Genomic DNA, 22,645 nt, shown 5'->3' on the forward strand with positions numbered 1-22,645 from the left:
CCCTGGACCCTCGAGGAGCAGACCCATGACGAAGTTGGGCGTGACGATCAGCAAGGTCATTCTCTGCACCACGCCCCACCTGGACTGGGACTGGATCCTTCCCTTCACCGCCCTCTGTTCGAACAACCCGCCGTACGACATCAACGGCTTCACCTATTTCAGCGCCACCGGCGGCGACGCCTTCACGATCTTCAACCAGGCGTCCGGCTTCCTGGTCCCGAACGGCGCGCCCAACCCGGCCTATTTCTATTCGGTCTGCGAGATGGGCTTCCTGAAGGCCTTCACCGAGGCCAATCCGCAGCTGGCCGGGGTGCTGAAGCAGGCGGGGACCAACCTCGAGATCCTGGGCGGCGGCATCACCTCGCCCGACAGCCTGCTGCCGCACGGCGAGGCCTTCCTGCGCAACTACCTGACGGGGACCAACTGGGTGCAGCAGGCCTACGGCCTGTTCCCCAAGCACGCCTACGTGCCCGACGACTTCGGCCACGACTCGCAGCTGCCCGTGATGCTGACCGCCATGGGCTTCCAGGGCGTGACCTTCGAGCGGGTGGCCGGCGGCGCGCCGACCAACATCCCGCCGCTGGCGGGCCAGGGCCAGTCGCCCGCCGAGTGGATGACGGCCAACGGCACCGAGTTCATCTGGGGCGCGCGCGACGGCTCCACCGCGGTGGCCCACTGGATGCAGAACGGCTACGGCCAGGGCTCGAACCTGACGACGGAGAACGCCGTCAGCGCGATCCAGAGCTACATCACCGCCAACGCGCCCTCGTCGGTGACGCCGGTGCTGTACGTGCCGGTGGGCACCGACTTCGCCCTGCCCGTCGACACCGCCTCGTGCGCCCAGATCTGGAACGAGAGCGGCTCGGCGGTGGTCGCCGTGGCGGGCACCTTCGACGACTACATCCAGGCCATCGTCGACAGCGGCCTGCTGGGCGCGCCGCAATCCTTCCGGCCCCAACCCTACTATTCGGGCTGCTACCAGACGCGACCGCGCATCAAGCGGCTGCACAACGACGCCACCCGCGCCCTTCTGGGGGCCGAGATCTTCGGGGTCATCGCCGGGGCCCGCAACGCCAAGAGCTGCGCCGCCGCCTGGCCGGTGGAGCTGCAGGCGCGCACCTCGGCCCTGCGCGAGGCCTGGCTGGGCCTGGCGCCCAGCACCCACCACGACTTCATCACCGGCACCGCCGCCGACTACGTCTATCGCGGCGAGCAGCTGCCGCGGCTGGCCGCCGCCCGCACCGGCGCCGAGGGCCTGCGCCTCGACGCCATGCGCGAGATCGCCGCCCAGGTCGACGCCGCGCCGCAGTCCGGCGAACAGCCCATCGTGGTGTTCAACCAGCTGGGCTTCCAGCGCAGCGGCCTGGTCGAGCTGGAGGTCCCGTCGGCGCTGGACCCGTCGATCTTCTCCAGCGTGCGCACCCCGTCCGGCAACGTGACCCTGCAGCCCAGCGCCGAGGGCAACCTGCTGTTCGCCGCCACCGGCGAGAGCCTGGGCTACACCACCTGCTACCTGTCCACCGAGAGCGTGTCCCCGACCGCCGAGGCGACGATCACCACCTCGAACGGCGGCGACTCCTACGTGCTGGCCAACAGCCTGATCTCGGTCGAGGTCAGCGCCGCCTCGGCCTGGGCCATCGACACGATCCTGGACCTGCAGTCGGGCGATCCCCAGGCCAACATCCTGAGCGGGACGTCCAACCAGCTGGGCTTCTACAACGACGCCGACGGCAACAACTACCGCTACTCGCCCGAACAGGGCCAGGGCTATCCGGCCCTGACGCTGGACACCAGCGTCACCACCACGGTGACCGGGCTCCAGGTGCTGGAGACCGGCCCGCTGCGCGTGCGCCTGCAGGCCGAGGTCACCTGCAGGGTGGCCGAAGCCGACTACCCCTATGTGCTGGAATATCTGCTGGTCGCCGACGAGCCGTTCGTGCGCCTGCGCACCACGGGCGCCTGCCCGCTGAACTATTCGGCCATGACGATGTTCCAGCTGAGCGCCGAGGTCGACGCGATCGCCCAGGGCACGCCCTACCACTGGGACGACGCCGTCCAGGTCCGCTACTGGGACGGGCCGTCGATGCAGGCCACCCACGACTTCCTGATCCCGGAGACCACCTCGGGCGCGCCGCTGGCCGCGATCTATCACGGCGCCATGCCGGCCTGGGGCCAAGGCGCTCAGAACAGCAACCTGCTGGTCGGCGGCCTGGCTCGCAATCCGGGCCAGAACTATTTCGGCTGGTGCCAGCTGCCCCTGCCGCCCGGCGGCATCGACCCCGACGTCCACACGATGGAATACGCCTTCCGCGTGCCCACCGGGATCAATGTGGACAGCAATGGCAAGGCCGACCCCGGCAACGGCGCCCAGCTGATCGAGGCCCTGGGCTACACCACCCCGCTGACGGCCCTGGTGGCGCCGGGCAATTCCACCAACCAGCTGCCGGCCGCGGTCTCGCTGGCCTCGGTGAGCGCGGTATCGGGAAGCGCCGCCCCGATCCTGACCGCGGCCAAGGGGGCGGAAGCCAATCCGGGGAACCTGATCCTGCGGACCTACCAGGCCTCGAACGCCAGCATGGACGTGACGGTGTCGCTGGCGGGCCTTCAGAGCTTGGGCGGGAGGGTCCAGAACGCCAGCCTGGTCACGGCGCTGGAACAGCCGATCAGCGACGCCCAGAGCCCGACGGTGTCCGGAAGCGAYGTCGGCTTCACGTCCGGCCTGGCGCTGGCGACGCTGCAAGTCGGGTGGTCGACGTCGAACTTCTGAGGACCGGAAGGCGCGGCGACGCGCCCTTCCCCTTTCAAACCGTCATTCCGGGCCTTGTGCCCGGAAACCCTGGTTCAGCTCACACGTGAGGCGCAAGCGGTTCGCCAGCGAACCGCCCCTGCTGCACCTGCGGTGGATAGAGGGGTTCCGGGCACAAGGCCCGGAATGACGGATGTCTTTGTGAGGGCGCTTCTCAATCGATCAAAACGCCCAAGCGGTTCCTAGAACCCGCCCTCTTCCAGGCTGGCCAGGCGCGCGGCCTGGTCCTCGGCGATCAGCGGCTTGATCACGTCGTCCAGGGCGTCGCCCTCCATCACCTTGGCCAGGTTGTAGAGGGTCAGGTTGATGCGGTGGTCGGTGACCCGGCCCTGCGGGAAGTTGTAGGTGCGGATGCGCTCGGAGCGGTCGCCGCTGCCGACCTGGCTCTTGCGGGCGTCCGAGCGGGCGGTGTCCAGGGCCTCGCGCTGCATGTCGTACAGGCGCGCCTTCAGGTTCTTCATGGCCCGGGCGCGGTTCTGGTGCTGCGACTTCTCCGAGCTGGTCACCACCACCCCGGTCGGCAAGTGGGTGATGCGGACGGCCGAGTCGGTCTTGTTGACGTGCTGGCCGCCGGCGCCCGACGAGCGGTAGGTGTCGATCCGCAGGTCGCTTTCGTTGATCTCGATCTCGACGTCCTCGGCCTCGGGCAGCACCGCGACGGTGGCGGCCGAGGTGTGGATGCGGCCTTGGGCCTCGGTGGCCGGCACACGCTGGACGCGGTGCACGCCGCTCTCGAACTTCCAGCGGCCGAACACGCCGTCGCCGGTGACCGAGGCGATGATTTCCTTGTAGCCGCCCATCTCGCCTTCCGAGACGCTGTCGATCTCGACCCGCCAGCCCTGCAGCTGGGCGTAGCGCTGGTACATGCGGAACAGGTCGCCGGCGAACAGGGCCGCCTCGTCGCCCCCCGTGCCGGCCCGGACTTCCAGGATGGCGGAAGCGTTCTCGTCCTTGTCGCGCGGGGCCAGCATCAGGGCCAGCTCGCGCTCCATGACCGGCAGCTTCTCGTCCAGGGCCGTGATCTCGTCGGCGACCATGGCGGCCATTTCCGGATCGCCGGCCATGTCCTCGAGATCGGCGCGTTCGGCGCTCAGCTTGGCCAGGGCCTCGACGGCCTCGGCCACCGGGCGCAGCTCGGCGTGCTCCTTGGAGAGCTTGACGATCTCGGCCCCGTCGGTGGCCGCGCCCATGCGGGCTTCGACTTCACGGAAGCGGTCGAGAACTTGGTCGAGGCGGGCCTGGGGCAGTCGCAAGGGGAGATGTCACGCTGTGGGAGAATGGGCGGTCTCTCTACCGCTCCGAACGCCCCGCGTCACCCCTTGGCGGGTGGACCTGTAAAGCGCGACCATGCGCCCCTATCTCCCGAGCGCGGCCAAACCCATCCCCCGACGCCGCGCCTTTCCTTCGGAGCCCTCCATGCCCCTGTCGATGCATCGCGCCTCGGTCCCCGTCTTCGTCCGCGCCCTCAAGGTGCTGGCGACCCTGCTCGAAAAGGGCGAGGCCCACGCCAAGGCCCAGGGCCTGAACCCCGACGACCTGGTCGCCGCCCGCCTGACCGACGACATGCTGCCGCTGTCGGGCCAGGTCCAGCGCGCCTCGGACGCCTCCAAGGGCGCGGTGGCCCGGCTGACCGGCGTCGAGGCCCCGCCCATGCCCGACGAGGAGACGACCTTCGCCCAGCTGCAGAAGCGCGTGGCCGACACCCTGGCCTACATCCAGAGCGTCGATCCCAAGGCCTTCGAGGGCAGCGAGGACCGCACCGTGGAGCTGAAGCTGCCCGGCGGCGCCCTGACCTTCACCGGCGAGGACTACCTGCTGGGCTTCGCCCTGCCGAACTTCTTCTTCCACGTGGTCACCGCCTATGACGTGCTGCGCCACAAGGGCGTGCAGATCGGCAAGCTGGACTATCTGGGCCCGGTGCAGAGCTAGGCCCCGCGGCCGGGGACACGCACATGTGCGTGTCCCCAATCGGCGCTTAAGGAACCGCCTTCACCTCGACCGACACCACCTGCCGCACCGACCGGCCCGGACGCAGGTCGCCGTCGACGACCAGGCGGTAGGGCCCCTCCTTGGCGTCCAGCGGCTGGCCGTCCTTGCTGTCGGCGATGATCACCGGATTGGCGCGATAGATCGGGTCGGTCTCGCCCAGCGAGTAGGTGGCGGTGAAGCCGTCCGCGCCCTTGGCCACCACCACCTGGTTCAGATAGCGCCCCATCAGCCGGTCGCCCGACACCACCCCGGCCTGCTTGAGCGCCGCGTTCAGCACGGCGCCCTCGTAGGTGATCTGCTTGCCGTGGGCGGTGAAGGTCGCCTTGGCGCGTGGCAGGGCCTTCAGGTCGGCAGGGGTCAGGACCACGGTGTCTCGCCCCTGGACCGTGACCTTGAGGTCCTGGGCCACAGCGGGCGTCGCGATCAGGATGGCCAGGGCGGCGAGGAGGAGCGGACGCATGGGGGGCCCTCGTGTGGAGGTTCGATCTGGACGTGATCCGACCTGTCAAACAAGCCCCAAACCTCCGCTCATCCCGGCGAATGCCGGGACCCAGATCCTATGGCGGTGTGTCGGGCTGGATCAGCTCAGAGCTCGAGGAACCCACCTCAAAGCCATTCCATCTGGGTCCCGGCATTCGCCGGGATGAGCGGATTTTAAAGAGCTCAGTACAACAAGGTTTTGCCGATCACCCCCGAGCCGTCCGGCAGGGGCGAGATCTGCTTGATCATCACCTGGCTGCCCTTGGCGAACCAGAAGCGGGTCACCGGGGTCTCCGGGCGGTTGTAGTCGGCCGTCACCAGCCAGCAGTCCACCTTGCCGCCGCCCGGCAGGTCCAGCGTTTCCGACCCGGCCACCTTGAACACATAGGCCGCCGGCGGACCGCCGCCCGGATGGGTGAAGACGATGCTGGCCTCGTAGCCCGCCGCCAGGGGCAGGGCCTGGATGAACTCCATGTCGGTCTCGAAGTTGAAGCTGGGCTGGGGCGAGGCGACGTCGAAGTCCTTGGCGGCGTTGCCCTCCAGGTCCTTCATCCCGACGATCCGGTCGGGCTGGAAGAGGAAACCCTCGACCTTGGAGACGCCGTCCTTCTGGCTGCGGCGGATGTGGCTCAGCGGCCGGAACGTGCCGACCTCGAACCAGCTGTCCAGCTGGCGGTCCGACGGCGTGGCGCCCACCCCGTCCCAGTGCTGGACGATGTGCATCCGGCGCTTTCCGTCCTGGTCCTCGAAGCGGATCTCGCGGGTCCAAACGTCGGCGACGCGGATCGTGTCGCCGGTTTGCTTGAAGCGCAGATAGCGGTGCGCGCCGGGCTTGAGGTTGGCGAAGCGGGCCAGGGGCTGGCCGACGGGCACGGGGGTGACGGCGGCCTGGGCGGCGGCGGCGCTCCCGGCCAGCAGCGCGACGGCGAGAAAAGCGGAACGGACGGCGTGGGACATGGACGGCTCCGGGTTTCGACGGGCCGCACCAGAGCTCAGCCGTCCGCCCGCGTCGACTTAAGTTTCTGCAATCTGCTTCAGCCCCGCGACGACCAGCGCGGCGTCGGCGGCAGGTCGGCCAGCAGGCGCGGCGCTTCCTTCGAAGCGCCGGCCGGACGGGTCTCGACCACCAGCGGGTAGAGCGAGACCACCAGCAGGGCCGCCATGGTCAGGTTGAAAACGCGCAGCACCCTGGGCCGGTCCAGGAACGGCCGCAGGCCCCGGCCGAAGCCGGCCCAAGCCGCGCTGCAGGGCGCGCCCACCAGCATGAAGGTCCCGGCCACCAGGAACACCGCGCCCGTCGAGCCGTCGGCCATGTAGGTGGTGGCGGCGGTCAGGGCCATGGCCCAGGCCTTGGGATTGACCCACTGGAAGGCGGCGGCCTGCAGGAAGGTCATCGGCTGAGCGCCGGCCTGCTTGTCGGACACCCCCTTGGCCGTGGCGATCTTCCAGGCCAGCCACAGCATGTAGGCCCCGCCCACCCACTTCAGCGCGTCGTGCAGCACCGGGAAGGCCTTGAACACCCCGCCCAGGCCCAGGCCCATGGCGGCGACCATMACGCCCAGGCCTGCGCTGATCCCCAGGATGTGCAGCACCGTGCGGCGGAAGCCGAAGTTCGCGCCCGACGCCAGCAGCATCATGTTGTTGGGGCCGGGGGTGCCGGCGGTGGCGAAGGCGAACAGGACGAAGGCGAGCAGCAGTTGAGCGGTCATGCCGGACACTCCAAAAGCGGAATGTCACGGTCATCTTGCCAATTGCATCATGAGTCAAAACCTATATTGTCACCATGACAATTATGGAGACATGCATGGCGGGCTGGACCCCGACCCTGCCGCCCGGCGACGCGCCGCTGTACGAGCGCCTGCTGGACGCCCTGCGGGCCGACATCGCCTCGGGCGCCCTGGCCGACGGCGTCCGCCTGCCGCCGCAGCGCGACCTGGCCCACCGCCTGGGCCTGGGCCTGGGCACGGTGACCCGGGCCTATGTCGAGGCCGAGAAGGCCGGGCTGATCCAGGGCCATGTGGGACGCGGCAGCTTCGTGCGCGGGCCGGGCGTCACGTCCCGGACGGCCGTCGAGGCCGCCCTGATCAATCTCAGCCAGAACATCGCTCCGCTTTCGCCCAGCGCCGCGCGGATCGGCGAGACCCTGTCGCGCCTGCGCCGCCGGCCCGACCTGCTGGAGAACCTGGCCTACGCCCCCTCGGCGGGGCTGGAGCGCCAGCGCCGGGCCGGCGCGGCCTGGCTGGCGCGGAGCGCGGGCCTGGACGGTGCGGACTGGCGGCGAACCCTGTGTTGCGCCGGCGCCCAGCACGCCCTGACCCTGGCCTTGGCCACCCTTTGCCGCCCGGGTGACACCGTGCTGTGCGAAGCCGCGACCTTCCCTGGCTTCAAGGCCCTGGCCGATCATGTCGGTTATCGCCTACGGGGCGTGGCGATGGACGAGCAGGGCCTGCTGCCCGAGGCGCTGGACCGCGCCGCCGCCGAGACCGGCGCCAAGGTGGTCTTCGTCCTGCCCACCCTGCAGAACCCAACCGCCCGTTCGATGAGCGCCCGCCGCCGGGCCGAGATCGTCGCCGTCGCCCGGGCGCGCGACCTGACGATCGTCGAAGACGGTATCTACGCCATCTTCGGCAACGGCGCGGACGAGCCGCCGCCCCTGGCCGTGTTGGCGCCCGAGCGCACCTTCTACGTGACCGGCGTCTCCAAGTCGCTGGCCCCGGGGTTGCGGGTCGGCTTCCTGGTCGCGCCCAGCGAAGACCATCTGGAACGCCTTCTACGCGCGGTGCGGGCCCAGTTCTACGCCCCGCCCAATTTCGGCGGCCTGATCGCCACCCAGTGGATCGAGGACGGCGCCGCCGACGCCATCGCCACCGAGATCCGCGACGAGATGACCGGCCGGCTGACCCTGGCCCGCGACATCCTCGGCCCCGCGATCACTCCGCCCGGCTCGCCCCACGCCCCGCACGTCTGGCTGCCGATGGACGAGCTGGCGGCCGAACGCCTGGCCGGCCGGGTCCTGCGCGGCGGTGTCGAGATCACGCCGCCGGCCGCGCCGATCGTCGAGCCTGGGCTGATCAGCGGCGCGCGCCTGTGCCTGGGCGCGGCGGCCGACCGCGACACGCTGGAGCGCGGCCTGAGCGTGGTCGCCGCCGCCCTGGCCGGGACGGAGGAGCGGTCACGGGCGGTAATCTGACGGGCCCGCCGATTTGTTCTAGACGTCGGAGCCGGCGCGTCGGAGACCTCGCGTGATCCACCCTCAGCCAGGAGCCGCCATGGCGACCGCCACCGCCCGCATCAGCGACGCCCGCTACGCCACCACCATCACCACCGGCCGCCACGAGCTGACCGCCGACGAGCCGCCGCGCAACGGCGGCGCCGACGTCGGCCCCGCGCCCTTCGACCTGCTGCTGGCCAGCCTTGGCGCCTGCACGGCCATGACCCTGAAGATGTACGCCGAGCACAAGCAGTGGCCGCTGGAGTCGCTGGAGGTCCGGCTGCACTATCACGGCGGCGAGACCCCGCCCCGGATCGAGCGCGTGCTGGTCCCCGCCGGCCCGCTGGACGACGCCCAGCGCGCCCGCCTGGCCGACATCGCCGAGCGCACGCCGGTGACCCTGGCGATCAAGGGCGGCGTGCCGATCCAGACCTCGCTGGGGTGAAGCCGCCGGTCAGGCCGGCCGGGCGCCGGCCGCCATGGCCGCGCTCATGGCGCGCCAGGCCTCGACGTTCATGCAGGCCAAGTATTCGGCCTGCATGTCGGGCGTGAGGATCTCCATCATCTGGCGACCCTCAATCCAGATCTCGACGACGCCGAACATGCCGCCGCGCTTGCGGTATTTGGCCGGCCAGCCCTCGCGGGCGGCGATGGCCATCACCGTTTCCAGGTCGAGGTCCGTGGCGACGGCGGCGTGGGTGGCGGTGTAGGCCGGCTGGCCGGTGTGCTCGCCGTGGGCGTCGGCGTCGCCTTCCGTTTCGCGCAGCACCACGTCGACCGGATAGACCTCCAGCGCCGTCCCGCGCGCGTCGCCGGCCAGGGCGATCCAGCCGTTGTCGGAGATCGGCGGGAAGCGGAACGCCTCGCCGCCCCAGAGCTCGGCCAGCACCTGGGCCACGTGTTGCGGATCGTGCGCCGCGATCKACATGTGAAATAGCATCGGTATCCCTTTCGTGGGGCGCTCAATGCAATGTGGCACAGATTGTGTCAATACGGGTTTGACACTTTTTGTGCCAGACTCTATCTGGACCCCCATGGATGGTTCAGCCCACAAGCCCGGCGCCCGCGAACAGAAGAAGGAGGAGGTGCGCACGCGCATCGCCGACGCCCTGATCGAACTGCTGGCGGAGGGGCGGATGGACATCAATCACGACCTGATCGCCGAGCGGACGGGCCTGGGCCGGCGCACCGTCTATCGCTACTTCCCCGACCGCGAGACCTTGCTGGCGGGGGCCACCCACCGCGTGCGCGAGCTGGCCGGGCCGCGCGTCGCCTTCCCCCAGACCGAGGCCGACCTCACCGACGCGCTGCACGACATCTATACAGGCCTGGACCGCATCGCGCCGATCACCACCCTGGTGCGCTCCACGCCCCAGGGGCGGGCGATGCGGATGGCCGACAGCGGGCGTCGGGTCGACGCCTACACCCAGGTCGCCGCCGACCTGGTCAAGGACCTGCCGCCCGAGGACCAGAGGCTGGCGACGGCGGTGCTGCAGGTGCTGCACACCACGCCCTGGCTGGAGATGCGCGACCAATGGGGCCTGGACGGCGAACAGATCGCCAAGGCCACGGGCTGGGCGATGCGGACGCTGATCGCGGACCTGCGGGCCCGCCAGGGCCGCCCGCTGGATCGGGACGGCTGAGGCGCCCTATTCGGCCGCGATCGCCTTGGCGTCGGCCTCGGCCTTCAGCTGGGCCGCGCGTTGTTCGACCAGCTCGACGATGTGGTCGATCATGCCGTCGTTGGACTGCTTATGGTCGGGCTTGCCGGCCATGTAGACCATGCCCGAGCCCGCGCCGCCGCCGGTGAAGCCCAGGTCGGTCATCAGGGCCTCGCCCGGGCCGTTGACCACGCAGCCGATGATCGACAGCGACATGGGTTGGGAAATATGAGCTAGCCGCGCTTCCAGGGCCTCGACCGTCTTGATCACGTTGAAGCCCTGACGGGCGCACGACGGGCAGGCGATGATGTTGACGCCGCGGTGGCGCAGGCCCAGCGACTTCAGGATGTCGAAGCCGACCTTGATCTCCTCCACCGGATCGGCGGCCAGGCTGACCCGGATCGTGTCGCCGATGCCGGCCCACAGCATCGAGCCGATGCCGATCGAGGACTTCACCGTGCCCGTGCGCTGGGCCCCGGCCTCGGTGACGCCCAGGTGCAGCGGGCAGTCGATGGCCTCGGCCAGCTGGTAGTAGGCCGCCACCGTCATGAACGGGTCGCTGGCCTTCACGCTGATCTTGAACTCGTGGAAGTCGTGGTCCTGCAGGATGCGGGCGTGGTTCAGCGCGCTCTCGACCATCGCGTCGGGGCACGGCTCGCCGTACTTCTCCAGCAGTTCGCGCTCCAGCGAGCCGGCGTTGACGCCGATCCGCATCGAGCAGCCGTGGTCGCGGGCCGCCTGGATCACGTCGCGCACGCGGTCGGGGCTGCCGATATTGCCCGGATTGATCCGCAGGCAGGCCGCGCCGGCCTGGGCCGCCTCGATGCCGCGCTTGTAGTGGAAGTGGATGTCGGCCACGAGCGGGACCTTGGCCTCGCGGGCGATGGTCCTGAAGGCGGCCGTGGAGTCGGTGTCGGGGCAGCTGACGCGGACGATGTCGGCGCCGGCCTCCTCCAGCTGACGGATCTGCTCCAGCGTCGCCTTGGCGTCGCTGGTCAGGGTGTTGGTCATCGACTGGACGGTGATCGGGGCGTCGCCGCCCACCTCCACGTTGCCCACGCGGATCTTGCGCGATTGGCGGCGCGTGATCTGGCGCCAGGGACGGACGTGCGTGTGGTCTGCGGACATGGGGCCAATCTAAGGGGTTTGGCGGCGGAACCCAAGAGCGGGCGCGTGCAGGGCGCGAGGAGAAATGTCGCGGGCGCCACGATCCTGACGCGGGCGGGTGGTCTCTGGAGCCTCCCAAAGGCGGTTCTGGAGTTTCGATGAGCGGGCGACCGCAGCCGTACGATCCCCTGGTCCCGACGCCGGTCCCGCGCCGGCGGGCGCGCGTGGACGGCCTGATCGCCGGGGCGGTCAGCCTGGCGGCCCACGCCGGCCTGCTGCTGGCGATCCTGGCCGTGCGCATCCAGCCGCCGATGATGGACGAGCCCGACCCGATCGCCGTGGCGCTTTACCAGCCGCCCCCTCCCCCGCCCGAGCCGCCCAAGCTGGCGCCCGAGCCTGCCGGCGCGCCGGCTCCCGCCGAGCTCTCGCCGCCCAAGCTGCCCGTCCGCCMGCCGAAACTGGTCCCGCCGCGCGAGGTCGAACCCCTGCCCGCCAAGCCCGCCCCGACGCCCCAGGTGGTGGCCGAGCTGGGCGAGGCCGACCTGATCGGCGCGGCCACGGCCGGCACCGGCTCCGGGGCCGGCGGCGCGGGCAGCGGTCCGGGCGGCGGCGGCTGCGACATGGTCCGGCTTCTGCAGGACGCCCTGCGCAAGAACCCGCGCGTGCGCGCCGCGATGATGCAGGTCCACCCCGAGGCGGCGGCTCGGGGCAAGGCGGTGCTGGTTTGGAACGGCGACTGGGTGCAGAGCCCGGGCCAGGAGGGCAAAGGCCTGGCCGGCGTGCGCGAACTGATCATGCTGGAGGTGGCCTTCGCCCCCAAGGCCTGCCGCGACGACCCGATGCGCGGCCTTGTGCTGATCTCGCTGAGCGACGGGCCGGGTGCGCCGCGTCTGGCGCTGGGGTCGAGCCGCTGGAACTGGTCGGACCTGCTGTTCGCGAAGTCTGGGCGCGGGCGGGGGTAGGTCCCTCAACCTCACTCATAAACCCGTCATCCCGGGCCTTGTGCCCGGGACCCCTGGTTCGGCTCTCACGTGAGATGCATTGGCGCGCCAGCGCGCCACACCCCCGCCCTTGCGGCGGACAGAGGGGTCCCGGGCACAAGGCCCGGGATGACGGCTGAAAATGTTGAGCGTTAGCCCTGCGGCTTCGGCGCGGGAGCCGTGGTCGGCGCGGCCGGCTTGGGCTGCGAAGCCGCCGCCACGGGCGCCGGAGCGGGCGCGGCCGGAGCCACCACCAGCTTGCCCAGGGCCGTCGTCGGGGCGCTCATGCGGCTGGTCAGGGCGCCGCCGTTGTAGACCTCGAAGGCCTGCGGGTCGGAGACCTCGGCGATCAGGCCGCCGTTGCGCGGGGCGCGGAACGCCTCGCCGGCCGCCATCCAGCGGGTGAAGTAGATCGCGCCGGCCGCGTCGTGCACGGTCAGCGAACCCGGCTTGCGGGCCTGCAGGATCAGGCCCGAGGCCTCGGCCGGGGTCGCGCCGTAGACCGCGCCCTTGGCCCGGAACGGCATGCCGACCTTGACCGCCTGGTTCGGATCGACGCCGGCCTTGGCCGCCTCGGCGGCGCGGACCTTCGAGGCGGCGGTCACCGCGTCGGCCGAGCCGCCGTTGGCGGCGGCGTCGTCGAGGCCGGGGGTCTTGTAGGGCTCGGGCGTGGTCGATTCGACCGGGGCCGGCAGCGGGGCGCCCAGCGAGACCGAGCCGTCGCCGGGACCACCCGGGCCGCCGGGACCGCCGCCGTTGGCCGCGACGGCGGCCGGCGCGTTGACGGCCGCGGCCGCTTGCTCCTGGGCCACCTGGGCCGGCGGGGCGTCCTTGGCGATGGCGCGCTGGGCCACGTTCCACAGCACGATGGCGGCCACGATCAGCACGCCCAGGGCCAGGACTAGGCCCAGGCGCGGGTCACGCTCGTGGCGCACGCCGACCGGGGCGCGCAGCGGCTCGCTGTCGTCGGGCACGTCGACCTTGAAGCGGGCCACGGCGGCGTCGCCGTCCAGGCCCAGCACCTTGGCGTAGGACTTCACATAGCCGATCGTGAACGGCCGTGAGGGCAGCTCGTCCAGGCGCAGGTCTTCCAGCGCCTCGATGTAGCTGAGACGGATGCGGGTGGCGTCGGCGACGTCCTGCAGGGTCAGGCCGCGGAACTCGCGGGCCGCGCGCAAGGCCGAGCCGATGTCGACGCCATAATCGATCGAAGGCTGGTGCTCGGCCAGCGGCGCGTCCTCGCGCTCGCCGTCGGCGACCAGATGCAAGTGCGAGACCCTGCCCGTATCCAGCGGCATGGCTGCCATGAGACCCCAAATTCGCGTCGCCGGAGAATTCAGCCCCCTCAGAGACGAAACCGACGACTTACCCCACCCGTCCTAGCCGGGATTTGTTAATACTTTATGGTCGATATCAAAGTAAGTCGCCGGATTCAATACACTATACGGCGGCGCTTGGTTAACCCAGGCCGTGTCTAGACGGCGACGTAAAGCTTGCGCGCCAGGGTTTCGATCTCGCCACGGAGCGACCCGGCCGAGGTCTTCAGCAGCGCCTCGACATTGCGCCGGGCGGCCTCGCGGTCGCACGACAGCACCATCTGCTTGACCGGCCCGATCCCCGCCGGCGGCATCGACAGGCGGTCGAAACCCAAGGCCAGCAAGGCGAAAGCCTCCAAGGGCCTGCCCGCCATCTMGCCGCAGACCGAGACCGGCGTGCCGGTGTCGGCGCAGGCCTGCTGGATGGTCTTCAGCGCGCGCAGGGCCGCCGGGGACAGCGGATCGTAGCGGTCCGAAACCCTTGGATTGCCCCGATCGGCCGCGAACAAATACTGCATCAGGTCGTTGGTGCCGACCGAAACGAAGTCGGTCATCGGCAAAAGCGCGTCGAGATGCCACAGCAGCGAGGGCGCCTCGATCATCGCCCCGACGTCCAGACGCTGCGGCGCGGGCCGGCCGCGCTTCAGGGCCCAGGCGACCTCCTGGTCGACGAAGGCGCGGGCGGCGCGGAACTCGTCCACATTGGCCACCAGCGGGAACATGATCCGCAGCTCGCGGCCGCGGGCGGCCTTGATCAGGGCGCGGATCTGCATGCGCAGCAGGGCCGGCCGGTCCAGGCCCATGCGGATGGCGCGCCAGCCCAGGGCCGGATTGTCCTCGCGCTCCAGCTCCATGTACGGCAGCAGCTTGTCGCCGCCCAGGTCCAGGGTGCGGAAGGTGACGGGCATGCCGTTCGCGGCTTCAAGCACCTTCTCGTAGAGGCTGGTCTGGGCCTCGAGGCGCGGCATCTCCTCGGCGACCATGAACTGGAACTCGGTGCGGAACAGGCCGATGCCCTCTGCCCCCGTCTCGCCCAGGATGTCCAGGTCGACGGCCAGGCCGGCGTTCATCAGCAGGGTGACCTTGCCGCCGTCCTTGGTGACCGCCGGCGTCTCCCGGATCCGCGCGAACTCGGMCTTGCGCTGGGCGCGGACCTCCATCCGGGCCTGCAGGGCCTTGATCACGTCGGCGCGCGGCCGCAGCCAGGCCTCGGCGGTCTCGGCGTCGACCACGACGGGGTCGCCCTCGCTGACCCGGTMGCGCAGGCCGGCCAGGCGGCCCACGCACGGGATGTCCAGGGCCCGGGCCACGATGCCGGCGTGGCTGGCGGCCGAGCCCTCCTCCAGGAGGATGCCCTTCAGCTTGGTGCGGTCGTATTCCAGGAGGTCGGCCGGACCCAGGTTCCGGGCGATCAGGATGGCGTCCTCGGGCAGGACGCGCACGGCGTGGACGTCGCCCGACAGGTGGCGCAGCAGCCGGTCGTTCAGGTCTTCCAGGTCGTGCAGGCGCTCGCGCAGATAGGGGTCGCGGGCCTGGCCCAGGCGGGCGCGGTGCTCGGAACGCACGCGCTCGACCGCCGCCTCGGCGGTCAGGCCCGAGCGCACGGCTTCCTGCAGCGACCGGTTCCAGCCCCGGTCGTGGGCGAACAGGCGGTAGGTCTCAAGCACCTCGTACGACGCGCCGAMCAGGCCGTGCTGGCCCTCCAGCATCTCGTCGATCTGGGTCTGCAGCGCCTCGACGGCCCATTTCAGCCGGGCCTCCTCGGCCAGGGCGTCGTCGGACAGCAGCTGTTCGGGGGCCACGGGCTGCTCGTGCAGCACGGCCACGCCGTACGCCAGGCCTTCGGCGAAGCGCGCGCCCTTCAGCCGCTCGGGCTTGTGGGGCGCGATCTCGACGTCCTTGAGCTCGCCCTGGCCCAGCAGCTCGCTGGAGCTGACCATCTCGGCCAGCACCATGGCGATGATCTGCAGGTCCTCGACCTCTTCCTCGTCATAGATCCGCTCGGTGCGGTTCTGGACGACCAGCACGCCGATCGCGCGGCCGCCGCGCAGCAGGGGTACGGCCAGGAAGGCGTGGTAGGGATCTTCGCCGGTTTCCGGGCGGTACGAGAACGACGGGTGGCTGGCGGMGTCCGACAGGTTCAGCGGCCGGCCCAGGCGCATGGTCTCGCCGACCAGGCCCTCGCCCGGCTTCAGGCGGGTGACGTGGACGGCGTCGCGCGACAGGCCCTCGGTGGCGAACAGTTCCAGATCGCCCGAAGCGCGGCGCAGATAGATCGAGCAGACCTCGGCGACCATCGAGATGGCGATGGTGCGCACCACCATGTCGAGCTTGCCCTGGGCGGGTCCCGCCCCGGCCATGGCCTCGCGAATCTGCCGAAGCAGGCTGCGTGGTCCCCGAACAGCGATCCCGGACGCCGCCATGTCTGCGCGCGCACTCCCCTTTGGTCGGTACGGCTTAGCCTGACAGAACGCGTCAGGGGTTAAGAAGCCGCATCGCCCTCAGCCGGGCTATAGCAGATTTCGCGCCGCGCACAGCGTTCGCTCGCGGTCAAATCGTGGTTCGCGCACGAAAAAGGCGCCGCCCCCGAAGGGACGGCGCCGGTCGTTTCGGCTGGAAGGCTGTTAGCGGCGCTGGCCGTAGTAGCCGTTCCCATACTGGCCGCCGCTGTAGCGGTAGCCGGTGTTGTAGCGGTCGTCGCGATGGTCGCGGCCGTAACCGCTGTTGTAGCCGCCACCGTAGCCCGACTGGCCGTAGCCGTTGTTGTAGCCGTAGCCGCTGTTGTAGCTGGACCCATAGCCGTGGCGCGGGTCGCGATAGCTGTTGGAGTAGCGGTGATCGCGATCGTTGCTGCCCGTGGAAGCGCCCAGGGCGGCCCCGGCGACGGCGCCGATGGCGATGCCGCCCTTGTCGCCGTCCGACAGCGCCGCGCCGGCGATGCCGCCGATCAGGGCGCCGAGGATGGCGCGTTCGGTCTTGTTGCTCTTGTCGCCGGCGAAGGCGGCCGAGGCGGGCAGGACCAGGGCGCCGGTGACGGCCGCGGCGACGGCGATCTTCGTGAACTTACCAATGGTCTTCATGGCACTTGCTCCATTCGAAGCGTCATGTCCGGGGAAGTCCGGTTCGGCGCTGTTGGAGCCTTTGTCGCAAAGTGGCCTTGAACCCGATCTGAACGGCGATGTTCAGCTTACAGTCATGTTTGCGGCGCGGCGACGAACTTGCGAAGGAAGCGGCGGCGCGTCAAAGGTCGCGACCTTCACCATGGCGGCCTATCGGATGTCGAACCTTCTCCTTGCCCGTAAGATCACGCGCCTTCACCCGGCCGCGCTGACCGTAAGTTGGCTGGTGGTCAGCGTCACATCGACATTGGCCCCGCTCTCGCCCCTGTCCCCAGTCCTGACGCTGACCTTGATCACCCTGATGTGCGGCTGGGCCTGGGCGGTCTACACGGTGTCGATCGCGATGACGCCGGCGCCCGTCGCCCCGCGCTGGGCCTCTTGGCTCTTCCTGGTCCCGCCCCTCCTCGCCGTGGTCGCGGAAGTCGCCCATCTGTCGATGGACAACACGCCCCTGGCTTTCGCTTTCTTCGCGTTCCTGTTCTTCGCGCTGTGGCGGTCGGCCCAAGCGTTGCTGGTCGCCGATCCGCAGGGGGGCCCGGCGACGGCGGGACGCGTCTTCGGCACGATGATGCTCTTCTTCTTTGGGCTGGTCGGGGTCTGGGTCCTGCGTCCGCGCATCCTCCGCGTGGCCGGCCCGGCGACGGCCTAGGCGGCCACGGCCTCGGCGCCGGGCCGATGCAGGTGCACCGACCACAGCACGCCGGCCAGCATCAGGACGATCGCCGCGGCCTCCAGCGGCAGCGGCCAGCGGGCGTCGTGCAGGAAGCCGTAGACCAGGGCGAACAGGGTCTCGAACACGATCAGCTGGCCTGACAGCGAGAGCGGCAGCAGGCGGCTGGCGGCGTTCCACAGGCCGTTGCCGATCACCGAGGCCCCCAGGGCCACGGCCAGGCTGACGCCCCAGAACAGCATCCAGTCGGCCGGGACGTGTGGGGTCGCGCCCAGGAAGGCCGGGATCACCAGCAGCAGCGACAGCAGGCCCGTGACCACGCCGGTCAGCAGCGACCACTCGTGGCTGTTGAAGCGCGGGGTGGCGGCCAGGCGGCGGGCGTTCCAGACGGCGTAGATGGTCCAGACGGCCAGGGCGCCGACCGCCGCCAGCAGGCCCAGCACCAGGCGTCCGACATCGACCCCGGCGGCCGTCTGGAAGGCGGCGATGTTGATGCAGACCACGCCGGCGGCRACCAGCAGCAGCGGCGCGGCCAGCCGGCGCAAGGCCACGCCCTCGCCAGGTTTCGCGCCGACCAGGGTGATGGTGACCGGCAGCAGGCCGATGATCAGCGAGGCCGGGGCGACGCCGGCGATCTGCACCGAAACCGCCAGGCCGACGTAGTAGACGATGTTGCCCAGCAGGCTCAGGCCCGCCAGGTCGCGCCAGTCGGCCAGGGTCAGCCGCGCCAGCACCGAGCGGGCGCTCGGGACCAGCAGGGCCGCCGAGGCCAGGCCGTAGCAGAGGTAGCGCCCAGCGGTCATCTGCAACGGGGTGAAGGCGTGCAGCAGCTTGGGGGCCAGGAACACCCCGCCCCAGAACGCCCCGGCCACGAGGCCGCAGAGAAGTCCGATCACGAGGCGCTGGCGCGAAGTCATGCGCCGGAGGTAGCAGAGCCGGCTCCGGGAAGCTTGGCGAAACCTCCCGGAGCCTTGGCGAAAAGTCCTACTCCGCCGGCTCCAGAACCGCCTCGTACGGCGCTGCCTGGGCCGCGAGGGCGCGCTGGAAGGCGGGCCGGGCCTCGCAGCGGCGGACATAGGCGTCCAGCACCGGGTTGCCGCTGACGAGGTCGGTCTCGCGCGCCAGGCGCAGCACGGTGGTCATCATCAGATCGGCGGCGGTGAAGCGCTCGTCGGCCAGGTATTGGCGGCCCTTCAGCCAGGCGGCCAGGCCTTCCAGCCGCCGGATCGCGAAGGCCTCGGCCCCCGGCCGCCGCGCCTTGGCCCAGGCTTCCTCGGTGAAAAAGACGTCGATCAGGAACAGGTTCTGCAGGGCCGGCTCGACCGAGTTCAGGGCGGCGATCAGCCAGGTGTGCATCCGCAGCCGGGCTTCCGGATCGACGGGCGACAGCACGGACGACTTCTCGGCGATGTGCAGCACGATCGCGCCGCTCTCGAACATCACGAACTCGCCGTCCTGCATGTAGGGCACCTGGCCGAACGGCTGGACGGCCCGGTAGCCGGGGGTGTCCTGTTCGCCCTGGTCCAGCAGACGGGCCTCGTACGGAATCCCCGCCTCCTCAAGCGCCCAACGGACGCGAAGGTCGCGGACCAGCCCTTGGGCGAAGGGCGGGACCGAGCGGAAAGCACTCACCGTGATCATCATGCGGCTCCTCGTTGTGAGGCCCCGGCGGGGCCTTCGAAGAGAAGTCGCGTCAGGGGGCGCGATTTCGACATCGCGCTCGGAAAAATCAGCCTTCGGCGCCGCGCCGCCAGGCGGCCGGGGTCACGCCCAGCCGCGCCTTCATGGCCCGGGTCAAGGCGCTCTGGTCGGCGTGGCCGGTGCGCACGGCGATCTCGGCGATCGACAGACGGGTCCCGGCCAGCAGGCGTTGGGCCGCGCGCAGACGGGTGTCGGCCAGCTGGCCGTGCGGCGAGCGGCCGTACGCCGCCGCGAAGCCCGCGTAGAACCGGCTCTGGCTCATGCCCGCCTCGGCCGCCAGCTCGGCGACGGCCAGGGGCCGGGCGAAGTCGCGCTCGATCAGGGCGGCGGCGCGGGCCAGGCGCGGATCGGGGCCCAATCCAGCTTTGGGCCCGCCGGCCGCCAGGGCCCGCAGCAGCAGCGGCGCCCACAGGGCCGCCACCTCGTCCTCGACCCGCCGCGCGGCGTCGCCGCAGACGAAGTCCAGCAGCCCGCGCACCGGGGCGTTGACGGGCAGGAAGGTGCGATCGCGCAGGGCCTCGAACGGGGCGATGAGGTCGGCGCCGATGTCGGCCACCACGAACAGGTTGTCGCCGTCGGCGGCGAAGGCGTGGCGAGTCCCGCACGGGACCAGCACCGCCTGGCCGGCCTGCACCCGGCCGCCGCGGCCGTCGACCTCCATCTCCAGCACGCCCCGGCGCGGCAGGACAATCTGGTCAAAGTCGTCGTGGGCGTGGGCGTCGCCGTCKGCGCCGTAGCGGCGGAGGGACAGTTGGGCGGGGCGGCCGTTCAGTCCGTCGTGCATCGCCGCCGCCTCCCTCTTTCGTCAGCCGTGCCCCGGCAGGGCCAGCGGCTCGCTGATGGCTTCGACCAATTGCTTGGCCTGCTCGACCGCGCCCTCGATGTCGCGCTCGATGAACGCCACCTCGGCGTCCGTCAGGGGATGTGGGGCGGCGATGACCTCGCGCAAATAGGCGCGCTTCTCGGGCTCGGTCATGGTCCACCAGCCGACGGTATGGCCTTCCTCGATGACCGCGTCGCCCATGGCCAGCAGGTCGTCCTCGTCGAAGATCGGCCGGCCGGGCTGCTCGGGGAACCATTGGCCGTCGTCGGGCAGGTGGCGGTCCAGCTTGCGCAGCAGCGCCGCCAGCCACGGGCTGACCAGCAGGGGTTTCTCGTAGCCATCGCCGAACTTGGCGCGCAGCAACAGGTCGTACAGCAGCTCCAGCCCCGCCTCGCCCTCGAAGGTGACGGACTTCTTCTCGGGATCGAAATGGAAGACCGACATGGAGGCTCCTGGAAGGGATTCGCAGCCCTTCATAACGTCCGAACGCGACGTTTAGCTAACGGCGGGACTTGCCCCGCCGCGCAAGCCTACAGCTGGTCCAGCCCGTAGGCCGCGTGCAGCGCGCGCACGGCCAGTTCGGTGTAGGCCGCGTCGATCAGGACCGAGATCTTGATCTCCGAGGTCGAGATGACCTGGATGTTGATGTTCTTCTCGGCCAGGGCCTGGAACATMGACTGGGCGACGCCGGCGTGCGAGCGCATGCCCACGCCGATCACCGACACCTTGGCGACGTCCTCGTTCACGGCCACGTCTTCGAAGCCGATCTCCTTCTGGGCGGCGCGGACGATCTCGACGGCGCGGACGGCGTCGCGCTTGCCGACGGTGAACTCCATGTTCGCGGTGTCGGCGCTGCGGGCGCGCGACTGCACGATCATGTCGACGTTCACGTTGGCGTCGGCCAGGCGGCCGAAGATCTGCGACGACACGCCCGGATGGTCGGGCAGGCCCAGCAGGGTGATCTTGGCTTCGTCGCGGCTATAGGCGACGCCCGAGACGATGCGCTTTTCCATGATTTCTTCCTCGTCGCAGACGATCGTACCTTGGCCCGGGGCTTCGCCCGGCTCGACGAAACTCGACAGCACCCGCACCGGGACGCGATGGGCCATGGCCATCTCGACAGAGCGGGTCTGCAGCACCTTGGCCCCCAGCGAGGCCATTTCCAGCATTTCCTCGTAAGAGATCTTGGCCAGGCGCTTGGCCTTGCTCTCGATCCGAGGGTCGGYCGTGTAGACGCCGTCGACGTCCGTATAGATGTCGCAGTCGCCCTTCAGCGCGGCGGCGATGGCCACGGCGCTGGTGTCCGAGCCGCCCCGGCCCAGGGTGGTGATGCGCTGGTCGGGGGTCACGCCCTGGAAGCCGGCGATCACGGCGATCTGACCGGCCGCGAAACAGGCCTCCAGATTGGCCGGCGGGATGTCCTCGATGCGGGCGCGGCCGTGGGCGTCGTCGGTCAGGATCGGCACCTGCCAGCCCAGGAACGAGCGGGCGTTCAGGCCCATGTTGCGCAGGGTCATGGCCAGCAGGCCGGCCGTCACCTGCTCGCCCGAGGCCACGACGGCGTCATACTCGTCGTCCGACTCCGGCAGGCCCTGGGCCGCGCGGCCCGAGCCGTCGGTCCAGGCGACCAGCTCGTTGGTCTTGCCCGACATGGCCGAGACCACCACCGCCACCTGCTTGCCCGTGGCCACTTCGGCCGCGACCAGGCGCGCCACCCGGCGGATGCGCTCCAGGTCGGCCACCGAGGTGCCGCCGAACTTCATCACCAGACGTGACACGCCCTACCCCTGAAAAACCTAAGGTCAATTCTTGCGCCGGGGGCGGACGAACCGCGCCGCTCGCGCAAGCCGCGGTCTTCTAGCGGCGCAGCGGCGCAACGGCAATGTCGCGGACGTGTCTTTTTCGTCGAGTGCGACGTCTCGCCCTGTGCCGCCCGCCGCGTCGTTGCTAAATGAGGACCATGAGCCAGTCCGCCGACGCGCCCCCCTCCGCCGGAAATGCCCCCTCCTGGAGCATCGACCCCGCCGACGTGGCGCGGTTCTCGGCCATCGCGGCGGAGTGGTGGGACCCGCGCGGCAAGTTCGCGCCGCTGCATGTGTTCAATCCCTGCCGACTGGGCTTCATCCGCGAGCAGGCCCTGGCCCGCTTCGACCGCGACGGCAACGCCCGGACGCCGTTCGAGGGCCTGAGCCTGCTGGACATCGGCTGCGGCGGCGGCCTGCTCAGCGAGCCGATGGCGCGGCTGGGCTTCAAGGTCACGGCCGTCGACGCCTCGGAGAACAATATCAAGACCGCCGCCGCCCACGCCGCCGAGCAAGGGCTGGAGATCGGCTACCGCCCCGCCACCGCCGAGCAGCTGCTGGCCGAGGGCGCGGGGCCGTTCGACGTGGTGCTGACCATGGAGGTCATCGAGCACGTGGCCGACCCGGGCCAGTTCCTGCGCACCTGTTCGAAACTGCTCAAGCCCGGCGGCCTGATGATCGTCGCCACCCTGAACCGCACGCTGAAGGCCCTGGCCCTGGCGAAGATCGGCGCCGAATACGTGCTGCGCTGGGTGCCGCCCGGCACCCATGACTGGAAGCAGTTCCTGAAACCCGACGAGCTGCGCGCCTTCCTGGCCGGCGAGCCGGTGGACGTCAAAGGCCCCTTCGGCGTGGCCTACAACCCCCTGACCGGCCGCTGGAGCCGCTCGGCCGACGTCGACATCAACTACATGATGACGGTGACCAAGGACTGAGGCTGGAGGCCCTCTCGCGCCGAAACGGAACCTGTACCGCCGCCG

At 70.4% G+C, this 22,645-nt stretch carries 22 protein-coding genes; 8 read left to right on the forward strand and 14 right to left on the reverse strand.

Annotated elements, in window-relative coordinates; all coding sequences use genetic code 11:
- Window positions 1-25 precede the first annotated feature (25 nt).
- Complete coding sequence (locus AC1U89_RS07450) at window positions 26-2,767, forward strand: glycoside hydrolase family 38 N-terminal domain-containing protein (RefSeq protein ID WP_479899085.1); 2,742 nt, start codon at window positions 26-28, stop codon at window positions 2,765-2,767.
- A 221-nt stretch (window positions 2,768-2,988) separates the two neighbouring features.
- Here AC1U89_RS07450 and prfA read toward each other — a convergent pair whose 3' ends face one another.
- Window positions 2,989-4,059, reverse strand: a complete 1,071-nt coding sequence (gene prfA, locus AC1U89_RS07455; RefSeq protein WP_479899086.1) for a peptide chain release factor 1 — start codon at window positions 4,057-4,059, stop codon at window positions 2,989-2,991.
- 163 nt (window positions 4,060-4,222) lie between these two features.
- On the opposite strand from prfA, the gene AC1U89_RS07460 reads away from it, so the two are divergent.
- Window positions 4,223-4,735, forward strand: coding sequence for a DUF1993 domain-containing protein (locus AC1U89_RS07460; protein WP_479899087.1), 513 nt, complete (start codon window positions 4,223-4,225; stop codon window positions 4,733-4,735).
- 46 nt (window positions 4,736-4,781) lie between these two features.
- Here the strand turns inward: AC1U89_RS07460 and AC1U89_RS07465 are convergent, their stop codons facing one another.
- The 3 genes from AC1U89_RS07465 to AC1U89_RS07475 all read right to left on the reverse strand — a co-directional run bounded on the left by AC1U89_RS07465 (window position 4,782) and on the right by AC1U89_RS07475 (window position 6,984).
- Window positions 4,782-5,255 carry a molybdopterin-dependent oxidoreductase gene (locus AC1U89_RS07465; protein ID WP_479899088.1) on the reverse strand — a complete coding sequence of 158 codons (474 nt, stop codon included), beginning with the start codon at window positions 5,253-5,255 and terminating at the stop codon, window positions 4,782-4,784.
- Window positions 5,256-5,458: 203 nt separating this feature from the next.
- Complete coding sequence (locus AC1U89_RS07470) at window positions 5,459-6,232, reverse strand: DUF3108 domain-containing protein (RefSeq protein ID WP_479899089.1); 774 nt, start codon at window positions 6,230-6,232, stop codon at window positions 5,459-5,461.
- 77 nt (window positions 6,233-6,309) lie between these two features.
- The gene (locus AC1U89_RS07475; protein ID WP_479899090.1) at window positions 6,310-6,984 is read right to left on the reverse strand and encodes a LysE family translocator; all 675 of its coding nucleotides are present in this window, start codon (window positions 6,982-6,984) and stop codon (window positions 6,310-6,312) included.
- Between the two features lie 95 nt (window positions 6,985-7,079).
- Between AC1U89_RS07475 and AC1U89_RS07480 the strand changes: the two genes are divergently transcribed.
- Both AC1U89_RS07480 and AC1U89_RS07485 read left to right on the forward strand, forming a co-directional pair.
- Entirely contained in the window at window positions 7,080-8,465 is a 1,386-nt protein-coding gene (locus AC1U89_RS07480) for an aminotransferase-like domain-containing protein (RefSeq protein WP_479899091.1), read from the forward strand.
- 79 nt (window positions 8,466-8,544) lie between these two features.
- Complete coding sequence (locus AC1U89_RS07485; protein ID WP_479899092.1) at window positions 8,545-8,931, forward strand: OsmC family protein; 387 nt, start codon at window positions 8,545-8,547, stop codon at window positions 8,929-8,931.
- Between the two features lie 9 nt (window positions 8,932-8,940).
- Here AC1U89_RS07485 and AC1U89_RS07490 read toward each other — a convergent pair whose 3' ends face one another.
- On the reverse strand, window positions 8,941-9,414 hold the full coding sequence (locus AC1U89_RS07490; protein WP_479899093.1) for a hypothetical protein: 474 nt from the start codon (window positions 9,412-9,414) through the stop codon (window positions 8,941-8,943).
- Between the two features lie 106 nt (window positions 9,415-9,520).
- On the opposite strand from AC1U89_RS07490, the gene AC1U89_RS07495 reads away from it, so the two are divergent.
- The gene (locus AC1U89_RS07495; RefSeq protein ID WP_479899094.1) at window positions 9,521-10,129 is read left to right on the forward strand and encodes a TetR/AcrR family transcriptional regulator; all 609 of its coding nucleotides are present in this window, start codon (window positions 9,521-9,523) and stop codon (window positions 10,127-10,129) included.
- 6 nt (window positions 10,130-10,135) lie between these two features.
- Here AC1U89_RS07495 and ispG read toward each other — a convergent pair whose 3' ends face one another.
- Window positions 10,136-11,275, reverse strand: a complete 1,140-nt coding sequence (gene ispG / locus AC1U89_RS07500; protein WP_479899095.1) for a flavodoxin-dependent (E)-4-hydroxy-3-methylbut-2-enyl-diphosphate synthase — start codon at window positions 11,273-11,275, stop codon at window positions 10,136-10,138.
- Window positions 11,276-11,412: 137 nt separating this feature from the next.
- Between ispG and AC1U89_RS07505 the strand changes: the two genes are divergently transcribed.
- Entirely contained in the window at window positions 11,413-12,216 is an 804-nt protein-coding gene (locus AC1U89_RS07505) for a hypothetical protein (RefSeq protein WP_479899096.1), read from the forward strand.
- Between the two features lie 170 nt (window positions 12,217-12,386).
- Here the strand turns inward: AC1U89_RS07505 and AC1U89_RS07510 are convergent, their stop codons facing one another.
- The 3 genes from AC1U89_RS07510 to AC1U89_RS07520 all read right to left on the reverse strand — a co-directional run bounded on the left by AC1U89_RS07510 (window position 12,387) and on the right by AC1U89_RS07520 (window position 16,630).
- Entirely contained in the window at window positions 12,387-13,532 is a 1,146-nt protein-coding gene (locus AC1U89_RS07510) for a helix-turn-helix domain-containing protein (protein WP_479899097.1), read from the reverse strand.
- A 176-nt stretch (window positions 13,533-13,708) separates the two neighbouring features.
- The gene (gene ptsP, locus AC1U89_RS07515) at window positions 13,709-15,973 is read right to left on the reverse strand and encodes a phosphoenolpyruvate--protein phosphotransferase (RefSeq protein WP_479899098.1); all 2,265 of its coding nucleotides are present in this window, start codon (window positions 15,971-15,973) and stop codon (window positions 13,709-13,711) included.
- A gap of 201 nt (window positions 15,974-16,174) precedes the next feature.
- Window positions 16,175-16,630: a glycine zipper 2TM domain-containing protein gene (locus tag AC1U89_RS07520; RefSeq protein ID WP_479899099.1), complete on the reverse strand. Its 456-nt coding sequence runs from the start codon at window positions 16,628-16,630 to the stop codon at window positions 16,175-16,177.
- Here AC1U89_RS07520 and AC1U89_RS07525 point away from each other — a divergent pair.
- Complete coding sequence (locus AC1U89_RS07525) at window positions 16,620-17,318, forward strand: hypothetical protein (RefSeq protein ID WP_479899100.1); 699 nt, start codon at window positions 16,620-16,622, stop codon at window positions 17,316-17,318. The genes AC1U89_RS07520 and AC1U89_RS07525 overlap by 11 nt on opposite strands.
- On the opposite strand, the gene AC1U89_RS07530 is transcribed toward AC1U89_RS07525, so the two are convergent.
- From AC1U89_RS07530 to AC1U89_RS07550, 5 genes are all read right to left on the reverse strand, one after another.
- On the reverse strand, window positions 17,315-18,256 hold the full coding sequence (locus AC1U89_RS07530; RefSeq protein ID WP_479899101.1) for a DMT family transporter: 942 nt from the start codon (window positions 18,254-18,256) through the stop codon (window positions 17,315-17,317). The two genes, AC1U89_RS07525 and AC1U89_RS07530, sit on opposite strands and share 4 nt — an antisense overlap.
- Window positions 18,257-18,323: 67 nt before the next feature.
- Window positions 18,324-18,983 carry a glutathione S-transferase family protein gene (locus AC1U89_RS07535; RefSeq protein WP_479899102.1) on the reverse strand — a complete coding sequence of 220 codons (660 nt, stop codon included), beginning with the start codon at window positions 18,981-18,983 and terminating at the stop codon, window positions 18,324-18,326.
- Window positions 18,984-19,068: 85 nt separating this feature from the next.
- Window positions 19,069-19,824, reverse strand: coding sequence for an AraC family transcriptional regulator (locus AC1U89_RS07540; RefSeq protein WP_479899103.1), 756 nt, complete (start codon window positions 19,822-19,824; stop codon window positions 19,069-19,071).
- 21 nt (window positions 19,825-19,845) lie between these two features.
- Window positions 19,846-20,307 (reverse strand): hypothetical protein, encoded by a 462-nt coding sequence (locus tag AC1U89_RS07545; protein WP_479899104.1) that lies wholly within the window; start codon window positions 20,305-20,307, stop codon window positions 19,846-19,848.
- A gap of 86 nt (window positions 20,308-20,393) precedes the next feature.
- Window positions 20,394-21,641, reverse strand: coding sequence for an aspartate kinase (locus AC1U89_RS07550; protein ID WP_479899105.1), 1,248 nt, complete (start codon window positions 21,639-21,641; stop codon window positions 20,394-20,396).
- A 182-nt stretch (window positions 21,642-21,823) separates the two neighbouring features.
- Here AC1U89_RS07550 and ubiG point away from each other — a divergent pair, with 182 nt between their 5' ends.
- A complete protein-coding gene (gene ubiG / locus AC1U89_RS07555; protein ID WP_479899106.1) occupies window positions 21,824-22,600 on the forward strand; it encodes a bifunctional 2-polyprenyl-6-hydroxyphenol methylase/3-demethylubiquinol 3-O-methyltransferase UbiG in 777 nt (258 codons plus the stop codon).
- The last annotated feature ends 45 nt before the right edge of the window (window positions 22,601-22,645 follow it).

This window comes from Caulobacter sp. 05T431, from assembly GCF_056665975.1.